The organism is Dongia sp., assembly GCF_041909655.1.
GTDB lineage: Bacteria > Pseudomonadota > Alphaproteobacteria > Dongiales > Dongiaceae > Dongia.
Genome location: NZ_JAYRDA010000005.1, coordinates 360446 through 375481, shown reverse-complemented (window position 1 = coordinate 375481; position 15036 = coordinate 360446). Strand labels below are relative to the sequence as shown.

Below are 15036 nucleotides of genomic sequence, written 5' to 3'. Positions count from 1 at the left end.
CATGGATGGATTGCTGACACAGCCCTTTCTCACAGCCTTGCTGTTCGGCGCGGTGACGGCGGGCATTCCGCTGCTGCTGGCCGGCCTCGGCGAACAGATCTCGGAAAAGGCGGGTATCCTCAATATCGGCATCGAAGGCATGATGCTGTTCGGTGCCTATGCCGGCTTCGTCGCGGCCTATTACACGCAATCCTTCGGCATCGGCTTCGTCGCGGGGGGTCTTGGCGGCGTGGCGGTCGCGGCGCTGGTGATGCTGCTCTGCATCCGCTTTGGCCTCAACCAGATCGTGATCGGCATCGCCGTGACGCTCGGCATCGAAGGGCTGACGGCGCTATTGCATCACATCCAGTTCAGCCGCACCTATCCGCGCCTGTCGGCGGCACCCATTCTCGATATACCCGGCCTCGCCAGTATCCCCGTGATCGGGCCCGGCCTCTTCAGCCATAATGCGATGGTCTATCTAGCGCTCCTCCTCGTCGCGGTTCTCGGCTGGGCTTTCCGCAACACCTATTTCGGCCTCAATCTGGAAGCGGCCGGCAACAAGCCGGCAGCTCTCGATGCCGCCGGCATCGATGTGGTGAAGACGCGGACCATCGCGGTGCTCGCCACTGGATTCCTTGCGGGTGTGGGTGGCGCCTATATGGCCAATGTCGGTGCCGGCATCTTCGTGCCCTTCATGACCGGCGGTGCCGGCTTCATCGGCATCGTGCTGGCCATGCTGGCGCGTGGCCGCCCGGTCTGGGTCCTGCTGGGCGCCATCCTGTTCGGTGTCAGCCTGACCATGACCACGGCGCTTCAGGTGGCCGGAATCGATATTCCGACCGACGTGGTGCAGATGCTGCCCTTTGCCATGGTGATGCTGGTTCTGGTCATCTTTGCCCGGCACAGCGTGCTGCCGCCGGCTCTGGGCCTGCCCTATGTGCGGGGCGATCGGTAACGACTACCTAGACAGGATTGATTCAAGGGAGGTTCGACGATGTCCGACACAAAAGTTTATCTGCTGGATGGTGGCACCTTGGTGATCGACGGATTCCATGCCTTCTGGAATCGCGGTCCCAGCGGCGAGTTGCGCTTTCCCTGCTATTCGGTGCTGATCGAGCACAAGGATGGCCGCTACATGTTCGATACCGGCTACGATTTCGATCATGTCATGCGCGTCCTGCCCTTCGAAAAACCGATCCAGGACGAGAGCCAGAAGATCCCCGGCCAGCTCGCCAAGGTGGGGTTGAAGACCAGCGACATCAATTATGTGATCAATTCCCACTATCACTTCGATCATTGCGGCGGGAACAAGCATCTCCACGAAGCCTGCACCATCTGCCACACCAAGGAACTGGAGCAGAGCGCCAATTGCCAGCCCTTTGAACATCTGGGTTATTCCGACCTCACCTTCGCGCCGGACATCGCCAAGGGGAAGGGTGTCGAATTGCCGCCCGATCCCGCCCTCGACATGTTCACGCCGAAATTCGAGACCCTCACCGGCGACCAGGAAATTGCCAAGGGCCTGTGGCTGTTCGAGACGCCGGGTCACACGGCCGGGCATTACAGCCTGATGGTGGAGCTGAAGAACCGGCGGCCGATGCTGTTCACCGCGGATGCGTGCTACAGCCAGAAGAACATGGACATGATGTGCATCTCCAGCTTCCATCTCGATCCGACGGCGAGCCTCAATTCGATGAAGCGTTTGAAGGCCCTGGCGGAGAAGCATGACGCCGAGCTGTTCTATTCGCACGATCTCGAAAGCTTCAAGAACTACCAGACCGGCGCCAATTTCTACTCCTGAGCCACGGGCGAAATCTGGTCAAAAAAAGGGGCCCGTATCCGGATGGATGCGGGCCCTTAGTCTCCTCTGGGATTCAAAAATCTAGTAACGCACCATGCCGGCATCGACATTGAGCGCCTGGCCGGTGATCCAATGCGCTTCCTCGGAAGCGAGGAAGGCCACCGCCGGAACGATATCGCCGGGCGTGCCCTTGCCCTTGATCGCCTGCAGCATGTCGACGAAGCCGAAAGCATCCTTGTGCGGTGTCTGCTGCACACCCTCGGTATCGACCAAGCCCGGCATCACCGTATTGACCGTGATCTTGTAGCCACCAAGTTCTGTGGCAAGGGCGCGCCCGAAAGCCAGCACGCCGCCTTTCGAGGCGACGTAATGCGCCATGTTGGGCGTGCCGGCGAGCATGCTGTTCGAGCCGAAATTGACGATGCGGCCATAGCCGTTCTTGCGCATCAAATCGGAACCGGCGCGGCACATCAGATAGAGCCCGTCGTAATTGACGCGGGCGACACGGCGCCATTCCTCGAAAGTGAGCTCGTCCCATTTCACGAAGGGCACGATGGCGGCCACATTCACCAGCACATCGAGCTTGCCGGCTTTCTTCGCCACCGCCTCGAACAGCTTCGAGACCGAATCGGGATCGCCGATATCGACCTGCTGGCCGAAGGAGGCGCCCCCGATTTCCTTGGCGGTTGCCTCGGCACCGGCGCCGTTGATATCGGCGGCGATCACGGTCGCCCCCTCTTTGCCGAGGCGCAGTGCGACGGCCTTGCCCATGCCCTGCGCAGCACCGCTCACGACGGCCACGCGCCCTTCAAATCTCCGCATAAAAAGCTCCCTTGTTTGGTCTTGTGTCTGGATTTTTTTGAACGATCAGGCCCTGCCGGCGGCGATCACCGCGGTCGCCGCCTCGATTCCGGCGCCGATATCGACCTTGCGACCGAGCTTGCGCAGGGCGCCGCCGAAAGCCGTGAGTGCCACCACCGCATAGATCGGCTCCGCAACCGGACCCATATGACCGATCCGGATGAGCTTCCCCTTGGTATCGTTGCGCCCGGTCGAGAAGACGACACCGTATTCTGACCGCGCCGCCGAGATAATGTCGGAATCCTTGATGCCCTCCGGCACCCGGACGGCGGTGCAGGTGGGCGAGGCGATTGCCTCGCTCTTGGCCCAGAGCGGCAAGCCCATCGCCTTCAGCCCGGCGCGCGTGGCGGCCGCGGTCAAGGCATGGCGGTGCCAGACTTTCTCCGGACCCTCATCGAGATATTGGTCAAGTGCCGCGTCAAGGCCGTTTACCTCCGCGACCGACGGCGTGAAGGGGAAGGGCTTGTCCTTGCTCCAGGCATCCTTCCAATCCTTGAGGCTGAGGGCCGACGCGAAGGGCGCCTTCGGATTGGCCTCGATATGCTTCCAGGCCCGCTCGCTCACCGCCATGACGGTCAAACCCGGTGCGCCGCCCAGGCATTTGCCGGGGCCGGTGATGAAGACGTCGGCAAAACAATCCTCGGGATGGATATCCATGCCACCGAAAGAAGAGACGGCATCGACGATCAGCAGCGCGTCATTGTCGCGCACGATTTTGCCGATCTCGCGGGCCGGGTTGATGGTGCCGGATGGTGTGTCGTGATGGACCAGGGACACGACTTTGATGTCCGGACGCTTCTTGAAGGCCTCGGCCACGGCTTCCGGCGGGATCGATTCGTTGAAGGGAACTTCGATCTCGACCATTTCCTTGTGATAGCGCGCCGACCAATAGCCGAAACCCTTGCCGTAGACGCCGGAAGCGAGGTTCAGCACCACGTCATTGGGCCCGATCAGCGAAGCCGCCGTCGCCTCGATCCCCGGCGCCGGCTCGCAATGAAGAATGAGGGCTGGCTGGCTCACGCGCAGCGCCTTGGCGCATTTCCGCGCCACATCTTCATAGAATTGCTGGAAATAGAGGTCGTAATCGTACTGGATTGGGCGCGACAGGGCTTGCAGGATGCGCGGATAGGCGGCCACTGGTCCGGCCGACAGGGTGATCACAGGTTCCTTGATATTGGGTCTCGACGGCATTTTGGTTCGGCCTCCCCCGATTTGGTTCGCAGCGGCGTTTCGCCCGCCTAATGATGCATTGAATGATAGACTGACGGCCCGGAAAGTGAAAATACTATTGCTGGTCTCAGGCTGATTGGTTCGCATCCCATGGCACATTCTCCCGATAATTGGTTCGACGTCCTGATTATTGGTTCAGGAACCGCCGGCGCGGTTCTGGCCGGACGCCTCAGCGAAATGGCGGGATTGCGGGTGGGCCTCATCGAGGCGGGGGGTGCCGCCACCAACCCCCTGATCGCCGAGCCGGCGAAATGGCCCCTTCTCCAGGGGAGCGACGTGGATTGGGGCTATCGGACCGTGCCGCAGCGCCACACCGCCGGCCGTATTCATGATTGGCCGCGCGGCCGGGTCATTGGCGGCTCGACTGCGATCAATGCCATGGCCCATGTGCGCGGCCATCCCAGCGATTTCGATAACTGGGCGGCTTCCGGCTGCAAGGGCTGGGGTTTTGCCGATCTCTTCCCCTATTTCCTGAAATCCGAGACCTATACGCCGGGTGCCAATGCCTATCACGGCGGCAACGGCCCTTTGCACCTCATCCGTCCGACCCAGCCCAGTCCGGTAACGCTCGCTTATATGGCGGCGGGTGCCGAGCGCGGCTGGCAGCCGACTGACGATCACAACGGGGCGCGGATGTGCGGTCCCTGCCTCAACACCCTCACCATCAAGGACGGCAAGCGCCAGACCATCGCCGATGCCTATCTCGCGCCGGCTCTGGCGCGCCCGAACCTGCAGGTCCTGACCGGGATCGACGTCCTCTCGCTCAAGATCGAAGGCGCGCGCTGCACAGGTTTGCGCGCCGCCACCGGGAGCGGCGTCACCGAATTCGGCGCCGACCGGGTAATTCTCGCCGCAGGTGCCATCGGTTCGCCGCTCCTGCTGCTACGCTCCGGGATTGGTCCAGCCGAGGATTTGCAGGCGCTCGGCCTGGATGTCCGGCTCGATCTTCCCGGTGTCGGCAGGAACCTCCACGACCATCTGCTTTCCGGCGGCAATGTCTATCGGTCGCGCCATCCGGTTCCGTCATCGCGCTATCAGAATTCGGAATCGCTCATGTATCTCCACCGCGACGGCGCCTCCGCCGCGACAGCGCCGGAAATGGTGCTGGCCTGTGTCGTCGCCCCCGTGGTGACCGAGCAGTTTTCGGCACCACCCCTGGGCGAGGCCTATACCCTGATGTTCGGCTTCACCCATCCCAGGAGCCGCGGCAGTCTGCGTCTTGCCTCAGCGGATCCGCGTGTGGCGCCGCTGCTGGATCCCAATTATCTCGCCGAAGCCTATGATCGGGAGGTCTATCTCGATGCCCTTGATGCCGCCCGTTCCGTGGGGTCGGCACGCGCGCTCGACGATTGGCGGGCGGCTGAATTGCTGCCCGGCGCCGGCTTCGCATCCCGCGCCGAGAAGCTTGCCTTTCTGGAAAAGGCAGCCTTCACCCATCACCATCCGGTCGGCACCTGCCGCATGGGCGCGGGAGATGATGCCGTCGTGGATGCCTCGCTTGCTTTGCGCGGCATCGAGGGGCTTTCGATCTGTGATGCTTCGATCATCCCCCGCATCACGACCGGCCCGGTTAACGCGGCGATCGTCGCGATGGCGGAACGCTTCAGCGACCTTCTGAAAGGGCGGCCGCCCTTGGCGCCACATCTGCCGGCATCGCAGGCGGCGTTTGCTTGACATGCCGCAATATCTTGGGCGTCCTACGCGTCCTCTTCGAGCAGGGAAAGACGCGGCATGAAAGTGGCGAGAGTATTGACGCTATTGGGCCTCGGCCTTTTTTCCGCTTGTTCAAACAATGCGCCCGCTCGCGATGCCGCGCCCGTTGCGGTCAGTCTGCGCAACGATGGCACCGCGCCGATGGAATGCCGGCTGATGTTCGGTCACTGGGTCGATCGCGATCTCGGCAGATTGCCGCCGGGCGGGCAAGTCTCCTTTTCCGTCGAGCAGCAGCCGAGCGATGGCGGGCTTTTCGTCATGCGCCCCGACGGCAAGATGCGCATGATGATCGAGACGATTCTCTGCGGCCAATATCCGGATTGGCCGGGCAGCGTCGGCCAGGTCGATCTCGGTCCCGCACGACGTAAATTGGTCTCGGCGATCAACGCGAGTTGCAGGATGCCGCCAGAGGGTGGCAGGATCGCCTGCCCGCCGGTGACATTGACGGCGGCGCCATAGAAAAAGACGGTTTTTCAGGGGAGGTTTCCAGAATGAGCACGTTTTCCGGCATTACCGAGATGATTTCCAGCGGCGATCCCGCATCGCCGGCGATCGGCGCGCCGGAACGGCAGACCATGTCGCGTGGCGATCTCGCCGCGCTGGTGGCGCGGGTTGGCGCCGATTTGCGCGGGATCGGTATCGGCCGGCGTGATGCGGTGGCGATCGTGATGCCGAACGGGCCGGAAATGGCGAGCGCCTTCCTCGCGGTCGCGGCGTCCTGTGTTGCCGCGCCGCTCAACGCTGCCTATCGCGGCGACGAATTCGATTTCTATCTTGGCGATCTCGACGCCCAGGCCTTGATCCTGCCGGCGGGTGCCGAGTCCCCCGCGCGCGAGATCGCAGCCAAACGCAAGATCCGCGTCATTGAACTCACGCCGGATCTTGCCGGTCCCGCCGGTGCCTTCTCGCTCTCGATCCCGGCCGGGAGCGGTGCGGTGGTGCCGCCATCACCGGATGACGTCGCTCTGGTGCTTCACACCTCCGGCACCACCTCGCGGCCAAAGATCGTGCCGCTGACCCAGCGCAACCTGATGACCTCCGCCGGCAACATCGCGCGGACGCTTGCCCTGACGCCTGCCGATCGCAGCCTGGTCATCATGCCGCTCTTCCATATCCACGGTCTTATCGGCGCGCTGCTCTCCTCGCTCTATGCCGGCGGCTCGGTTCATTGCCCGCCCGGCTTCAATGCGCTCAAGTTCTTTGGGCAACTGGATGAGGCCGGGGCCACCTGGTATTCCGCTGTCCCCACCATGCACCAGACCATCCTCGCGCGTGCCAAGGGCAATGCCGAGATCATCGCACGGCGCAAGCTGCGCTTCATCCGCTCATCTTCCGCCTCCCTGCCGGCGCCGGTGATGTTGGCGCTGGAGGAAGCCTTCGGCTGCCCGGTGATCGAATCCTACGGCATGACCGAGGCCGCGCATCAGATGGCCAGCAATCCGCTGCCGCCCAAGGCAAGGAAGCCCGGCTCGGTCGGCATCGCCGCCGGCCCCGAGGTCGCGATCATGAGCGCCGAAGGCAAGATCCTGAAGCCGGGCGAGGTGGGCGAGATCGTGATCAAGGGCGCCAATGTCACGCCGGGCTATGCCAACAATCCCAAGGCCAATGAAGAGGCCTTTCGCGACGGCTGGTTCCGGACCGGCGACCTGGGAATCATGGACACGGAAGGCTATGTCAGCCTCACCGGCCGCCTGAAGGAGATCATCAATCGCGGCGGCGAAAAGATCTCGCCGCGCGAGGTCGACGATGTGCTGATGGAACATCCGGCGGTGGCGCAGATCGTCACCTTCGCGCTGCCCCATGACAAGCTGGGCGAGGAAGTGGCCGCCGCCGTCGTGCTGAAGGAAGGTGCTGCCGCGAGCGAGCGCGATTTGCGCGATTTCGCCGCCCAGCGCCTCGCCGATTTCAAGGTGCCGAAGAAGATCGTCTTCCTCCCCGAAATTCCAAAGGGCGCCACCGGTAAATTGCAGCGCATCGGTCTGGCGCAGAAACTCGGTCTTGCCTCATGAGGATTGCAATCTACGGCGCCGGTGCCATCGGCGGATTGATGGGTGCGCATCTGGCGCGGGCCGGTGAAGACGTCACCTTGATCGCGCGCGGGCCCCATCTCGCGGCGATGCAGGCGAACGGCCTCACTGTCCTCAATGCCTCCGGCGAGTTCAATGTGCGGCCGCGTGCCACCGACGATCCCGCAGTGGCCGGTATCCAGGACTACATCATCATCGCGCTGAAAGCCCAATCGGTGCCGGCCATCGCCGACAAACTCACGCCCATGATCGGGCCCGATACCGCCGTGGTGATGGCTGTGAACGGCGTGCCGTGGTGGTACTTCCATGGCCTTGCCGGGCCGCTCAAGGATAAACGCCTCGTCAGCGTCGATCCCGGCGACCGGCAATGGGATCTCATCGGTCCCGAGCGCGTCATCGGCTGCGTCGTTTATCCGGCGGCCGAAATCGTCGAGCCCGGCCGCTTGAAGCATGTCGAAGGCGATCGCTTCACATTGGGCGAACCTGGCGGCGAGAAGTCGGAACGCATTCTGGCGCTGAGCCGCGCGCTCATCGCTTCCGGCCTGAAAGCCCCGGTGCGGCCCGACATCCGCACCGAGATCTGGGTCAAGCTCTGGGGCAATGTCGCCTTCAATCCACTGACCGCCTTGACGGGTGCGACCCTGGATGTGATCTGCACAGAGCCCGGCACCCGTGCCGTCGCCAAGGCGATGATGCTGGAAGCTGAGGCCATCGCCAATGCCCTGGGTGTCAAGATGCCGGTCGACATCGAGCGCCGGATTGACGGCGCCGCGGCAATCGGCGCCCACAAGACCTCGATGCTGCAGGATTTCGAACGCGGCCGCCCGATCGAACTCGATGCCATTGTCGGCGCCGTCAGCGAGCTCGGCCGCCTGGTTGCCGTGCCGACGCCCACCATCGACATGATCTATGCGCTGACAAAGCAGAAGGCGAAAGTGGCCGGGTTGATATAGGGCGAGTCAGGCAAACCTAACAATTGTCATGGTCGGCGCAGGCCGACCATCCACGAGTTTCAGCGAGACCGAAGAAAGAAACTCGTGGATCCTCCGCCTTCGCGGAGGATGACAGCTATGTTGTCCCGGTATCCCTCACATCGTGGCGCCGATCTGCCAGGGCACGAATTCATTGTCGCCATAGCCGAGCTGTTCCGATTTCGATTGCTCGCCCGAGGCAACCCGCAGGATCAGCTCGAAAATCTCGCGGCCCTTCTCCTCGATGGTGACACCGTCCAGAACATCGCCGCAATTGATGTCCATGTCCTCGACCATGCGCTTGTACATGTCGGTATTGGTGGCGAGCTTGATCGAGGGTGTGGGCTTGCAGCCATAGGCTGAGCCGCGGCCGGTGGTGAAGCAGAGGATGTTGGCCCCGCCCGCCACCTGGCCGGTGGCCGAGACCGGATCGTAACCGGGCGTGTCCATGAAGACGAAGCCCTTGGCCGTCACGGGTTCCGCATATTCATAGACGGCGGTGAGATTGGTGGTGCCGCCCTTGGCCGCGGCCCCCAGGGATTTTTCGAGAATGGTGGTGAGGCCGCCTGCCTTGTTGCCGGGCGAGGGGTTGTTGTTCATCTCGCCGCCATTGCGCGCGGCGTATTCTTCCCACCATTTGATGCGCGAGATCAGCTTCTCGCCCACATCCCGCGAAACCGCGCGGCGGGTAAGCAGGTGCTCGGCGCCGTAGATTTCCGGTGTCTCCGACAGAATACCCGTGCCGCCATGCTTCACCAGCAAATCGACCGCCGCCCCCAGGGCCGGATTGGCGGTGATGCCGGAATAGCCGTCCGAGCCGCCGCATTGCAAAGCGAGGATCAGTTCCGAGGCCGAGATGGTCTCGCGCTTCACGTCATTGGCCTTGGGCAGCATTTCCTTGATGGCGGCGACGCCGGCCTCGATCGTCTTCCTGGTGCCACCGCTATCCTGGATGGTCATGGTGCGGAAGGTATCGCTCTCGACGATGTTGTAGGCCTCTTTCATGCGGTGGATCTGGAACACCTCGCAACCGAGACCGACCAGCAGCACGCCGGCCAGATTGGGATTGGTGGCATAGCCCCATTGCGTGCGCTTCAGGATGTCGAAGCCTTCGCCCTTCGAGGCCATGCCGCAGCCGGTGCCGTGCACGAAGGGAATGATGCCGTCGATATTGGGGTATTGATCGAGAATGCCGGATTTGGTGACGGCCTCCGCCATGAAGCGCGCCACCGAGGCCGAGCAATTCACCGAGGTCAGAATGCCGATGTAATTGCGCGTGCCGGAGCGGCCATTGGCGCGGCGATAGCCCTGGAAAGTGGCGCGCTCGGCAACCGGCAGCGGTGCCTCGTTGCGGGCACCGGCGCCGAAGGCGTAATCGCGCTCGAATTCGCCCATCTCCGTGTTGTGCTCATGCACCCAATCGCCGGGCAGGATGTCCTGGGTTGCAAAGCCGATGATCTGGCCGAATTTCAGAATGGGGGCACCCTTGGCGATCGTGCTGATCGCCATCTTGTGTCCCTTGGTGATGCGGCCATTGGCGGCAACGCCATTCGCGCCAGGCACATTTATCACGGCACCCTGGCCGATCTCGTCGACGGCAACGACGACATTGTCCTTGTCGGACAGGCGAATGGAGCGGGGCTGGCTGGCGATTGCGCTGACTTGGCTCATGGCGGTGGGTTTCCAGATGCCGCGCGGTGGGGAAACCTGGACTTCCGGCGGCAGAAAGTGGTTGCGTTTCAGATCGCGTATTCTAACATGTTAGTATGAATCTGGAAGCGGAATCATACGATTTTCTGGCCGATGTCAGCGGGCCCGGGCGCGGCGGCACCACGTCCCGCGTCGTCGAGGCCTTGCGTGAAGCCATTGTTTCACTTGAACTTTCTCCAGGTACACAACTCGACAAGGCGGCTCTTTGCGCGCGTCTCGGGGTCTCCCGCTTTCCGGTCTCCGAAGCCCTCTCGCGGCTCCAGGCCGAGGGGCTGGTCGAGATCCGGCCTCAAGCGGGGACCATCGTCTCGCGCATTCGTATCGCCGATGTCCGCGAGAACCTGTTTCTCCGCCGCGCGCTCGAAGCCGAGGCGGTCCGCGCCCTGGCGCGCAGCCGGCCGCCCGAGGTGATCGACGCGCTGGAGCGCAATCTCCGCTACCAGAAAGCCGCCGCCGCGGCCGGCGACCGCAAAGGCTTCCACGTCCTCGATCTCGAATTCCACGACATCATCTTCACCGCATTGGGCTTCGAGCGCGTGAAAGCGATGGTGGAATCGGCACGCCTCGGCCTCGACCGCATCCGCCGCCTGCTTGCCACCCGGCGCCGCCACACGCTGACCTACAAGGAACACGAAGCCGTCGCAACGGCGCTTGCCGCAGGTAACGCTGAGGCCGCGGCGCAGGCCATGGTGGCGCATCTCGATGCGGTGATGGTGGAATTGCTGGCGCTGGCCGAAGCGCAACCGGAGATTTTCGCCGATGCGGTGCCCAAACAACGCAGCCCACGATCGCTCAAGGCGCTGGGCTGATTTCAAAAGACCAAGAAGGATCAGGGGAACATGAAGACACGCAGCTTCAAGGCGCCATCGGGCGCCAAAATCGATTTCACCGAACTCGGCTTCGGCACGGCGCCGCTCGGCAATCTCTATCGCGCGCTGAGCGAAACGGAAGCCCAGGCGACCCTGCAGGCGGCCTGGGATGCCGGTTTGCGCTATATCGATACCGCACCGCTCTACGGCCTGGGCCTTTCGGAAACGCGCATCAATCATTTCCTGCGCGGCAAGCCCCGCGATTCCTATGTGCTGTCCACCAAGGTCGGGCGCCTGCTGGAAGTTTGCGCGCCGGATCAACGCACCGGTATCTGCAAGTTCTTTGAAACGCCTACGCGCCGCGAGATCTATGATTACGGCCATGACGGTATCATGCGCTCGGTCGAAGCGTCTCTGGAACGCCTCGGTATCGACCGTATCGACATCCTCTTCGTTCACGATATCGACGTCTTCAATCACAAGAGCGTCGCGGCGCGGGACGAGAAGGTCACCGAACTGATGAAGAGCGGCTATGGCGCGCTGGTCAAATTGCGCGACCAGGGAGTCATCAAGGCTTTCGGCGCCGGCGTCAACGAATGGGAAGTCTGCGAGATCCTCGCGAAACAGGGCGATTTCGATCTCTTCCTGCTGGCCGGCCGCTATACCTTGCTGGAACAGGAATCGCTGAGCTCGTTCCTGCCGCTCTGCGAAAAGCGCGGCATCGGCATTGTGATCGGCGGTGCCTACAATTCCGGCATCCTGGCGAGCGGTGCCAAGCCGGGCGCCTTCTACAATTACGATCCGGCGCCGCAACACATCCTCGACCGCGTCGCCGGCATCGAGAAGATCTGCGCGCGGCATGGTGTGAAGCTGGTCGAGGCCGCCTTGCGTTTCCCGCTGGTGCATCCGGCGGTCGTCACCGTCATTCCCGGCGCCAGCCGGCCGGAGGAAGTCGCCCTCAATATGCAGGCGCTCGCCGCCGACATCCCGGCGGCACTCTGGGCCGAACTGAAGGCGGAAGGATTCATCCGCAGGGATGCGCCGGTTCCGGGAGGCAAATGATGTTGCGGGTCGATGCGCATCAGCATTTCTGGGCGGTGGCGCGCGGCGATTACGGCTGGATGGAATCGAGCCCGTCCCTGGCGCCGATCCGGCGCGATTTCATCCCGAATGATTACGAGGAATTCCGCACGCGCTACAATATCGAGCGGACGGTGTTGGTGCAGGCCGCCCCCAGCATCGAAGAAACCGAATACATGTTGGGCCTCGCCGATGCGACGCCCTGGATCGCCAAGGTGGTTGGCTGGGTTGATTTCGAGGACAGGAGCCATCGCCGCCATCTCGAACGTCTCGCGCGTCACGGGAAATTTTCCGGCGTGCGGCCGATGATCCAGGATATTGCCGATATCGACTGGATGCTGCGGCCGGATGTTCAATGGGGCTATGACGCAATCTGCGCGCTCGATCTCACCTTCGACGCCCTTGGCTTCCCGCGTCATCTCGGTAATTTCCGGCGACTCTTCGATCGCTATCCGAAGATGCGCGTCGTGATTGATCATTGCCTGAAACCGGAAATCCGCAACCAATCCTTCGATGCCTGGGCCGCGGGCATTGCCGAAATCGCGGCGAAGACCCCCGTCTATTGCAAGCTGTCGGGCCTTGCGACCGAAGCCGAATCGGATTGGAAGGTCGCTGCGCTGCGTCCCTATGCCGAGCACGTCATCGGCAGCTTCGGCGCAAATCGTGTCATGTGGGGTTCGGATTGGCCGGTAATCAATCTCGCTGGCGGCTTCGATGCCTGGCGACAGGCAGCGGAAGAAATCGTCGGCAATGCTGCTGCCCGCGACCGTATCTTCGGTGGCAATGCCGCCGAATTCTACCGGATCACCTGATCAGGCCGTCGGCTGGCCGATCGCTTCAAGGGCGTCGTCGATCGATTTTTCGTAATGGACCAAAGGTGCCTGCACGCCATGGGCCCAGAGCGTATGGCGCACGGGGCCTGAGGCGCCGGTCACGAAGAATTTGACGCCGTTGCGATGTGCCTTGCGCGCGGCACCTTCGATCGTGTTGGCGGCGGTTGAATCGAGGAACGGCACGGCCGAGAAATCGAGGACGAAGCTTTTCGGCCGGTCGGCGATGCGGTCAAGCACGGCCCCCACGGTCGAGGCGGCGCCGAAGAAGAAGGCGCCACTGATCCGATAGATGACGAGATTGGGATCGGTCGCGAGCGCCACGTCATAGGCGGTACGGCCGCCATTCGCATTGTCGGCGCGATCCTCGGTCACCATCGGCGTTTCGCTCTCGACGCTGATCGTCTGCGCCATGCGGTGCAGGAACAGCAGGGTGCCGAGACCGAAACCGACCAGGATGCCTTCGGTGAGGTCGCGGAAAACTGTAAGCAGGAAGGTTGCCAGCAGCACCACGGCATCGCCGCGCGACGAGCGGATCAAGGTCAGGAAGGCATGCCGCTCCGCCATGTTCCAGGCGACAATCGCCAGCACACCGGCCAGGGCCGCGAGCGGGATATAGCCGGCGAGCGGTGCCGCCACCAGCATGAACAGCAGAAGGAAAAGAGAATGCAGCATGCCGGCGACCGGGCCGCGGGCGCCGGCGCGGACATTGGTCGCGGTGCGCGCGATGGTGCCGGTGGCGCAGACGCCGCCGAACAAGGCCGAGCCGATATTGGCAAAGCCCTGCGCCACCAATTCGCAATTTGAGCGGTGGCGCCGCCCGGTCATGCCATCGGCGACGACGGCGGAGAGCAGGGATTCGATCGCCCCCAGCAAGGCAAAGGCCACGGCATCCGGCAGGACCGCCATGGCAAGTTCCGGCGTAAAGACGGGGAGGCTCGGCAAGGGCAGGGAATTTGGAATGCCGCCGAAGCGCGAGCCGATCGTATCGGCCGGCATGTCGATCAGCCAATTGATGATCGATGCCGCGGCAACGGCGATCAGCATGCCGGGCCAATGCGGCCGGAAGCGTTTGAGACCGGCGATGATCGCGATGGTGAGCAGGGCGATGCCCGCCGTTGCCGGACTGAAGGTGCCGCTGGCGGCAGCCAGGGCCTCGACTTTCTCGATGATCTCGCCCGGTTCCTTGCCCGGCAATGTCAGGCCGAACAATTCCTTGATCTGGCTGGCAAAGATGATGACGGCGATGCCGGCGGTGAAACCCACGGTCACGGGATAGGGAATGTACTTCACATAGGTGCCAAGCCGCAGGAAGCCCAATACCAGCAATATTCCCCCGGCCATCAGCGTCGCCAGCAGCAAGCCGTCAACGCCATGGCGGCTCACGGTTGCCGCCACCAGCACGATGAAGGCGCCGGCAGGACCGCCGATCTGGAAGCGGCTGCCGCCCAGCGCCGAAATGAGGAAGCCGCCGATGATCGCGGTATAGAGGCCGCGATCCGGCGTGGTGCCCGACGCAATGGCAATTGCCATGGACAGGGGCAAGGCGACGATAGCAACGGTGAGGCCGGCGATGGCGTCGGCTTTGAGGTCGCCCAGCCGATAGCCTTCACGGAGGATGGTGACCAGCTTGGGTGTGAAGATCTCGGCGAAGCTCGCCGATGTCTCCTGCGGCTTTTGTTCGAGGGCCGGTGACGTCATCACATCATCTCCTTCAGCCGAACGCCGCGCCCGGTTCCGGTGCTGGGCGCATTTTCGCCAATGAGCTCGATCCCGGCCTGATCAAGGGCGGTTACCAGCTTCATCAGAGAATCGACATTGGACCGCACCACGCCATTGCTGGCCTCCATCCTCTGGACGGTCGGCAGGGAAAGCGAGGCCATTTCGGCCAGCCGTTTCTGGTCGAGTCCAAGCAGCGCGCGGGCCGCGCGCATCTGAGCGCCCGTGATCATCTGGCCATCTCAGCAAAGTTGTTCGATGGGGATATTCTAGATATTTAATCTGATGTGTCAAATATCATTT

14 protein-coding genes are annotated in these 15036 nt (G+C 62.9%); 9 read left to right on the top strand and 5 right to left on the bottom strand.

Annotation, left to right across the window (positions count from 1 at the left end):
* Nucleotide 1: 1 nt before the first annotated feature.
* Both ACE3PR_RS12895 and ACE3PR_RS12890 read left to right on the top strand, forming a co-directional pair.
* Nucleotides 2–937 carry an ABC transporter permease gene (locus ACE3PR_RS12895; RefSeq protein ID WP_374372508.1) on the top strand — a complete coding sequence of 312 codons (936 nt, stop codon included), beginning with the start codon at nucleotides 2–4 and terminating at the stop codon, nucleotides 935–937.
* Between the two features lie 39 nt (nucleotides 938–976).
* Complete coding sequence (locus ACE3PR_RS12890) at nucleotides 977–1783, top strand: N-acyl homoserine lactonase family protein (RefSeq protein WP_374372506.1); 807 nt, start codon at nucleotides 977–979, stop codon at nucleotides 1781–1783.
* 81 nt (nucleotides 1784–1864) lie between these two features.
* Here ACE3PR_RS12890 and ACE3PR_RS12885 read toward each other — a convergent pair whose 3' ends face one another.
* Together ACE3PR_RS12885 and ppaT are read right to left on the bottom strand one after the other, a co-directional pair.
* Nucleotides 1865–2605 carry an SDR family NAD(P)-dependent oxidoreductase gene (locus ACE3PR_RS12885; RefSeq protein WP_374372503.1) on the bottom strand — a complete coding sequence of 247 codons (741 nt, stop codon included), beginning with the start codon at nucleotides 2603–2605 and terminating at the stop codon, nucleotides 1865–1867.
* 45 nt (nucleotides 2606–2650) lie between these two features.
* The gene (ppaT, locus tag ACE3PR_RS12880; RefSeq protein WP_374372500.1) at nucleotides 2651–3835 is read right to left on the bottom strand and encodes a pyridoxamine--pyruvate transaminase; all 1185 of its coding nucleotides are present in this window, start codon (nucleotides 3833–3835) and stop codon (nucleotides 2651–2653) included.
* Nucleotides 3836–3964: 129 nt separating this feature from the next.
* Here ppaT and ACE3PR_RS12875 point away from each other — a divergent pair, with 129 nt between their 5' ends.
* Genes ACE3PR_RS12875 through ACE3PR_RS12860 form a run of 4 tightly spaced genes read left to right on the top strand, consistent with a single transcriptional unit; the run spans nucleotide 3965 to nucleotide 8567 of the window.
* Entirely contained in the window at nucleotides 3965–5548 is a 1584-nt protein-coding gene (locus ACE3PR_RS12875) for a GMC family oxidoreductase (protein WP_374372498.1), read from the top strand.
* A gap of 57 nt (nucleotides 5549–5605) precedes the next feature.
* Nucleotides 5606–6046: a hypothetical protein gene (locus ACE3PR_RS12870; RefSeq protein WP_374372496.1), complete on the top strand. Its 441-nt coding sequence runs from the start codon at nucleotides 5606–5608 to the stop codon at nucleotides 6044–6046.
* Nucleotides 6047–6078: 32 nt separating this feature from the next.
* On the top strand, nucleotides 6079–7596 hold the full coding sequence (locus ACE3PR_RS12865; protein ID WP_374372494.1) for an acyl--CoA ligase: 1518 nt from the start codon (nucleotides 6079–6081) through the stop codon (nucleotides 7594–7596).
* Nucleotides 7593–8567, top strand: coding sequence for a 2-dehydropantoate 2-reductase (locus ACE3PR_RS12860; RefSeq protein WP_374372492.1), 975 nt, complete (start codon nucleotides 7593–7595; stop codon nucleotides 8565–8567). The genes ACE3PR_RS12865 and ACE3PR_RS12860 overlap by 4 nt, the downstream gene beginning before the upstream one ends.
* A 135-nt stretch (nucleotides 8568–8702) precedes the next feature.
* On the opposite strand, the gene ACE3PR_RS12855 is transcribed toward ACE3PR_RS12860, so the two are convergent.
* Nucleotides 8703–10256 (bottom strand): UxaA family hydrolase, encoded by a 1554-nt coding sequence (locus ACE3PR_RS12855; RefSeq protein WP_374372489.1) that lies wholly within the window; start codon nucleotides 10254–10256, stop codon nucleotides 8703–8705.
* Between the two features lie 95 nt (nucleotides 10257–10351).
* Here ACE3PR_RS12855 and ACE3PR_RS12850 point away from each other — a divergent pair, with 95 nt between their 5' ends.
* From ACE3PR_RS12850 to ACE3PR_RS12840, 3 genes are read left to right on the top strand one after another with little or no spacing between them, the layout of a single operon-like run.
* On the top strand, nucleotides 10352–11104 hold the full coding sequence (locus ACE3PR_RS12850; RefSeq protein ID WP_374372486.1) for a GntR family transcriptional regulator: 753 nt from the start codon (nucleotides 10352–10354) through the stop codon (nucleotides 11102–11104).
* Between the two features lie 30 nt (nucleotides 11105–11134).
* Nucleotides 11135–12166 carry an aldo/keto reductase gene (locus tag ACE3PR_RS12845; protein WP_374372484.1) on the top strand — a complete coding sequence of 344 codons (1032 nt, stop codon included), beginning with the start codon at nucleotides 11135–11137 and terminating at the stop codon, nucleotides 12164–12166.
* Nucleotides 12163–12996 carry an amidohydrolase gene (locus ACE3PR_RS12840; protein WP_374372481.1) on the top strand — a complete coding sequence of 278 codons (834 nt, stop codon included), beginning with the start codon at nucleotides 12163–12165 and terminating at the stop codon, nucleotides 12994–12996. The genes ACE3PR_RS12845 and ACE3PR_RS12840 overlap by 4 nt, the downstream gene beginning before the upstream one ends.
* On the opposite strand, the gene ACE3PR_RS12835 is transcribed toward ACE3PR_RS12840, so the two are convergent.
* Nucleotides 12997–14715, bottom strand: coding sequence for a SulP family inorganic anion transporter (locus tag ACE3PR_RS12835; RefSeq protein ID WP_374372478.1), 1719 nt, complete (start codon nucleotides 14713–14715; stop codon nucleotides 12997–12999).
* Nucleotides 14715–14948 (bottom strand): helix-turn-helix domain-containing protein, encoded by a 234-nt coding sequence (locus tag ACE3PR_RS12830; protein ID WP_374372475.1) that lies wholly within the window; start codon nucleotides 14946–14948, stop codon nucleotides 14715–14717. Before ACE3PR_RS12830 ends, ACE3PR_RS12835 begins: the two co-directional genes overlap by 1 nt.
* Nucleotides 14949–15036: the final 88 nt, after the last annotated feature.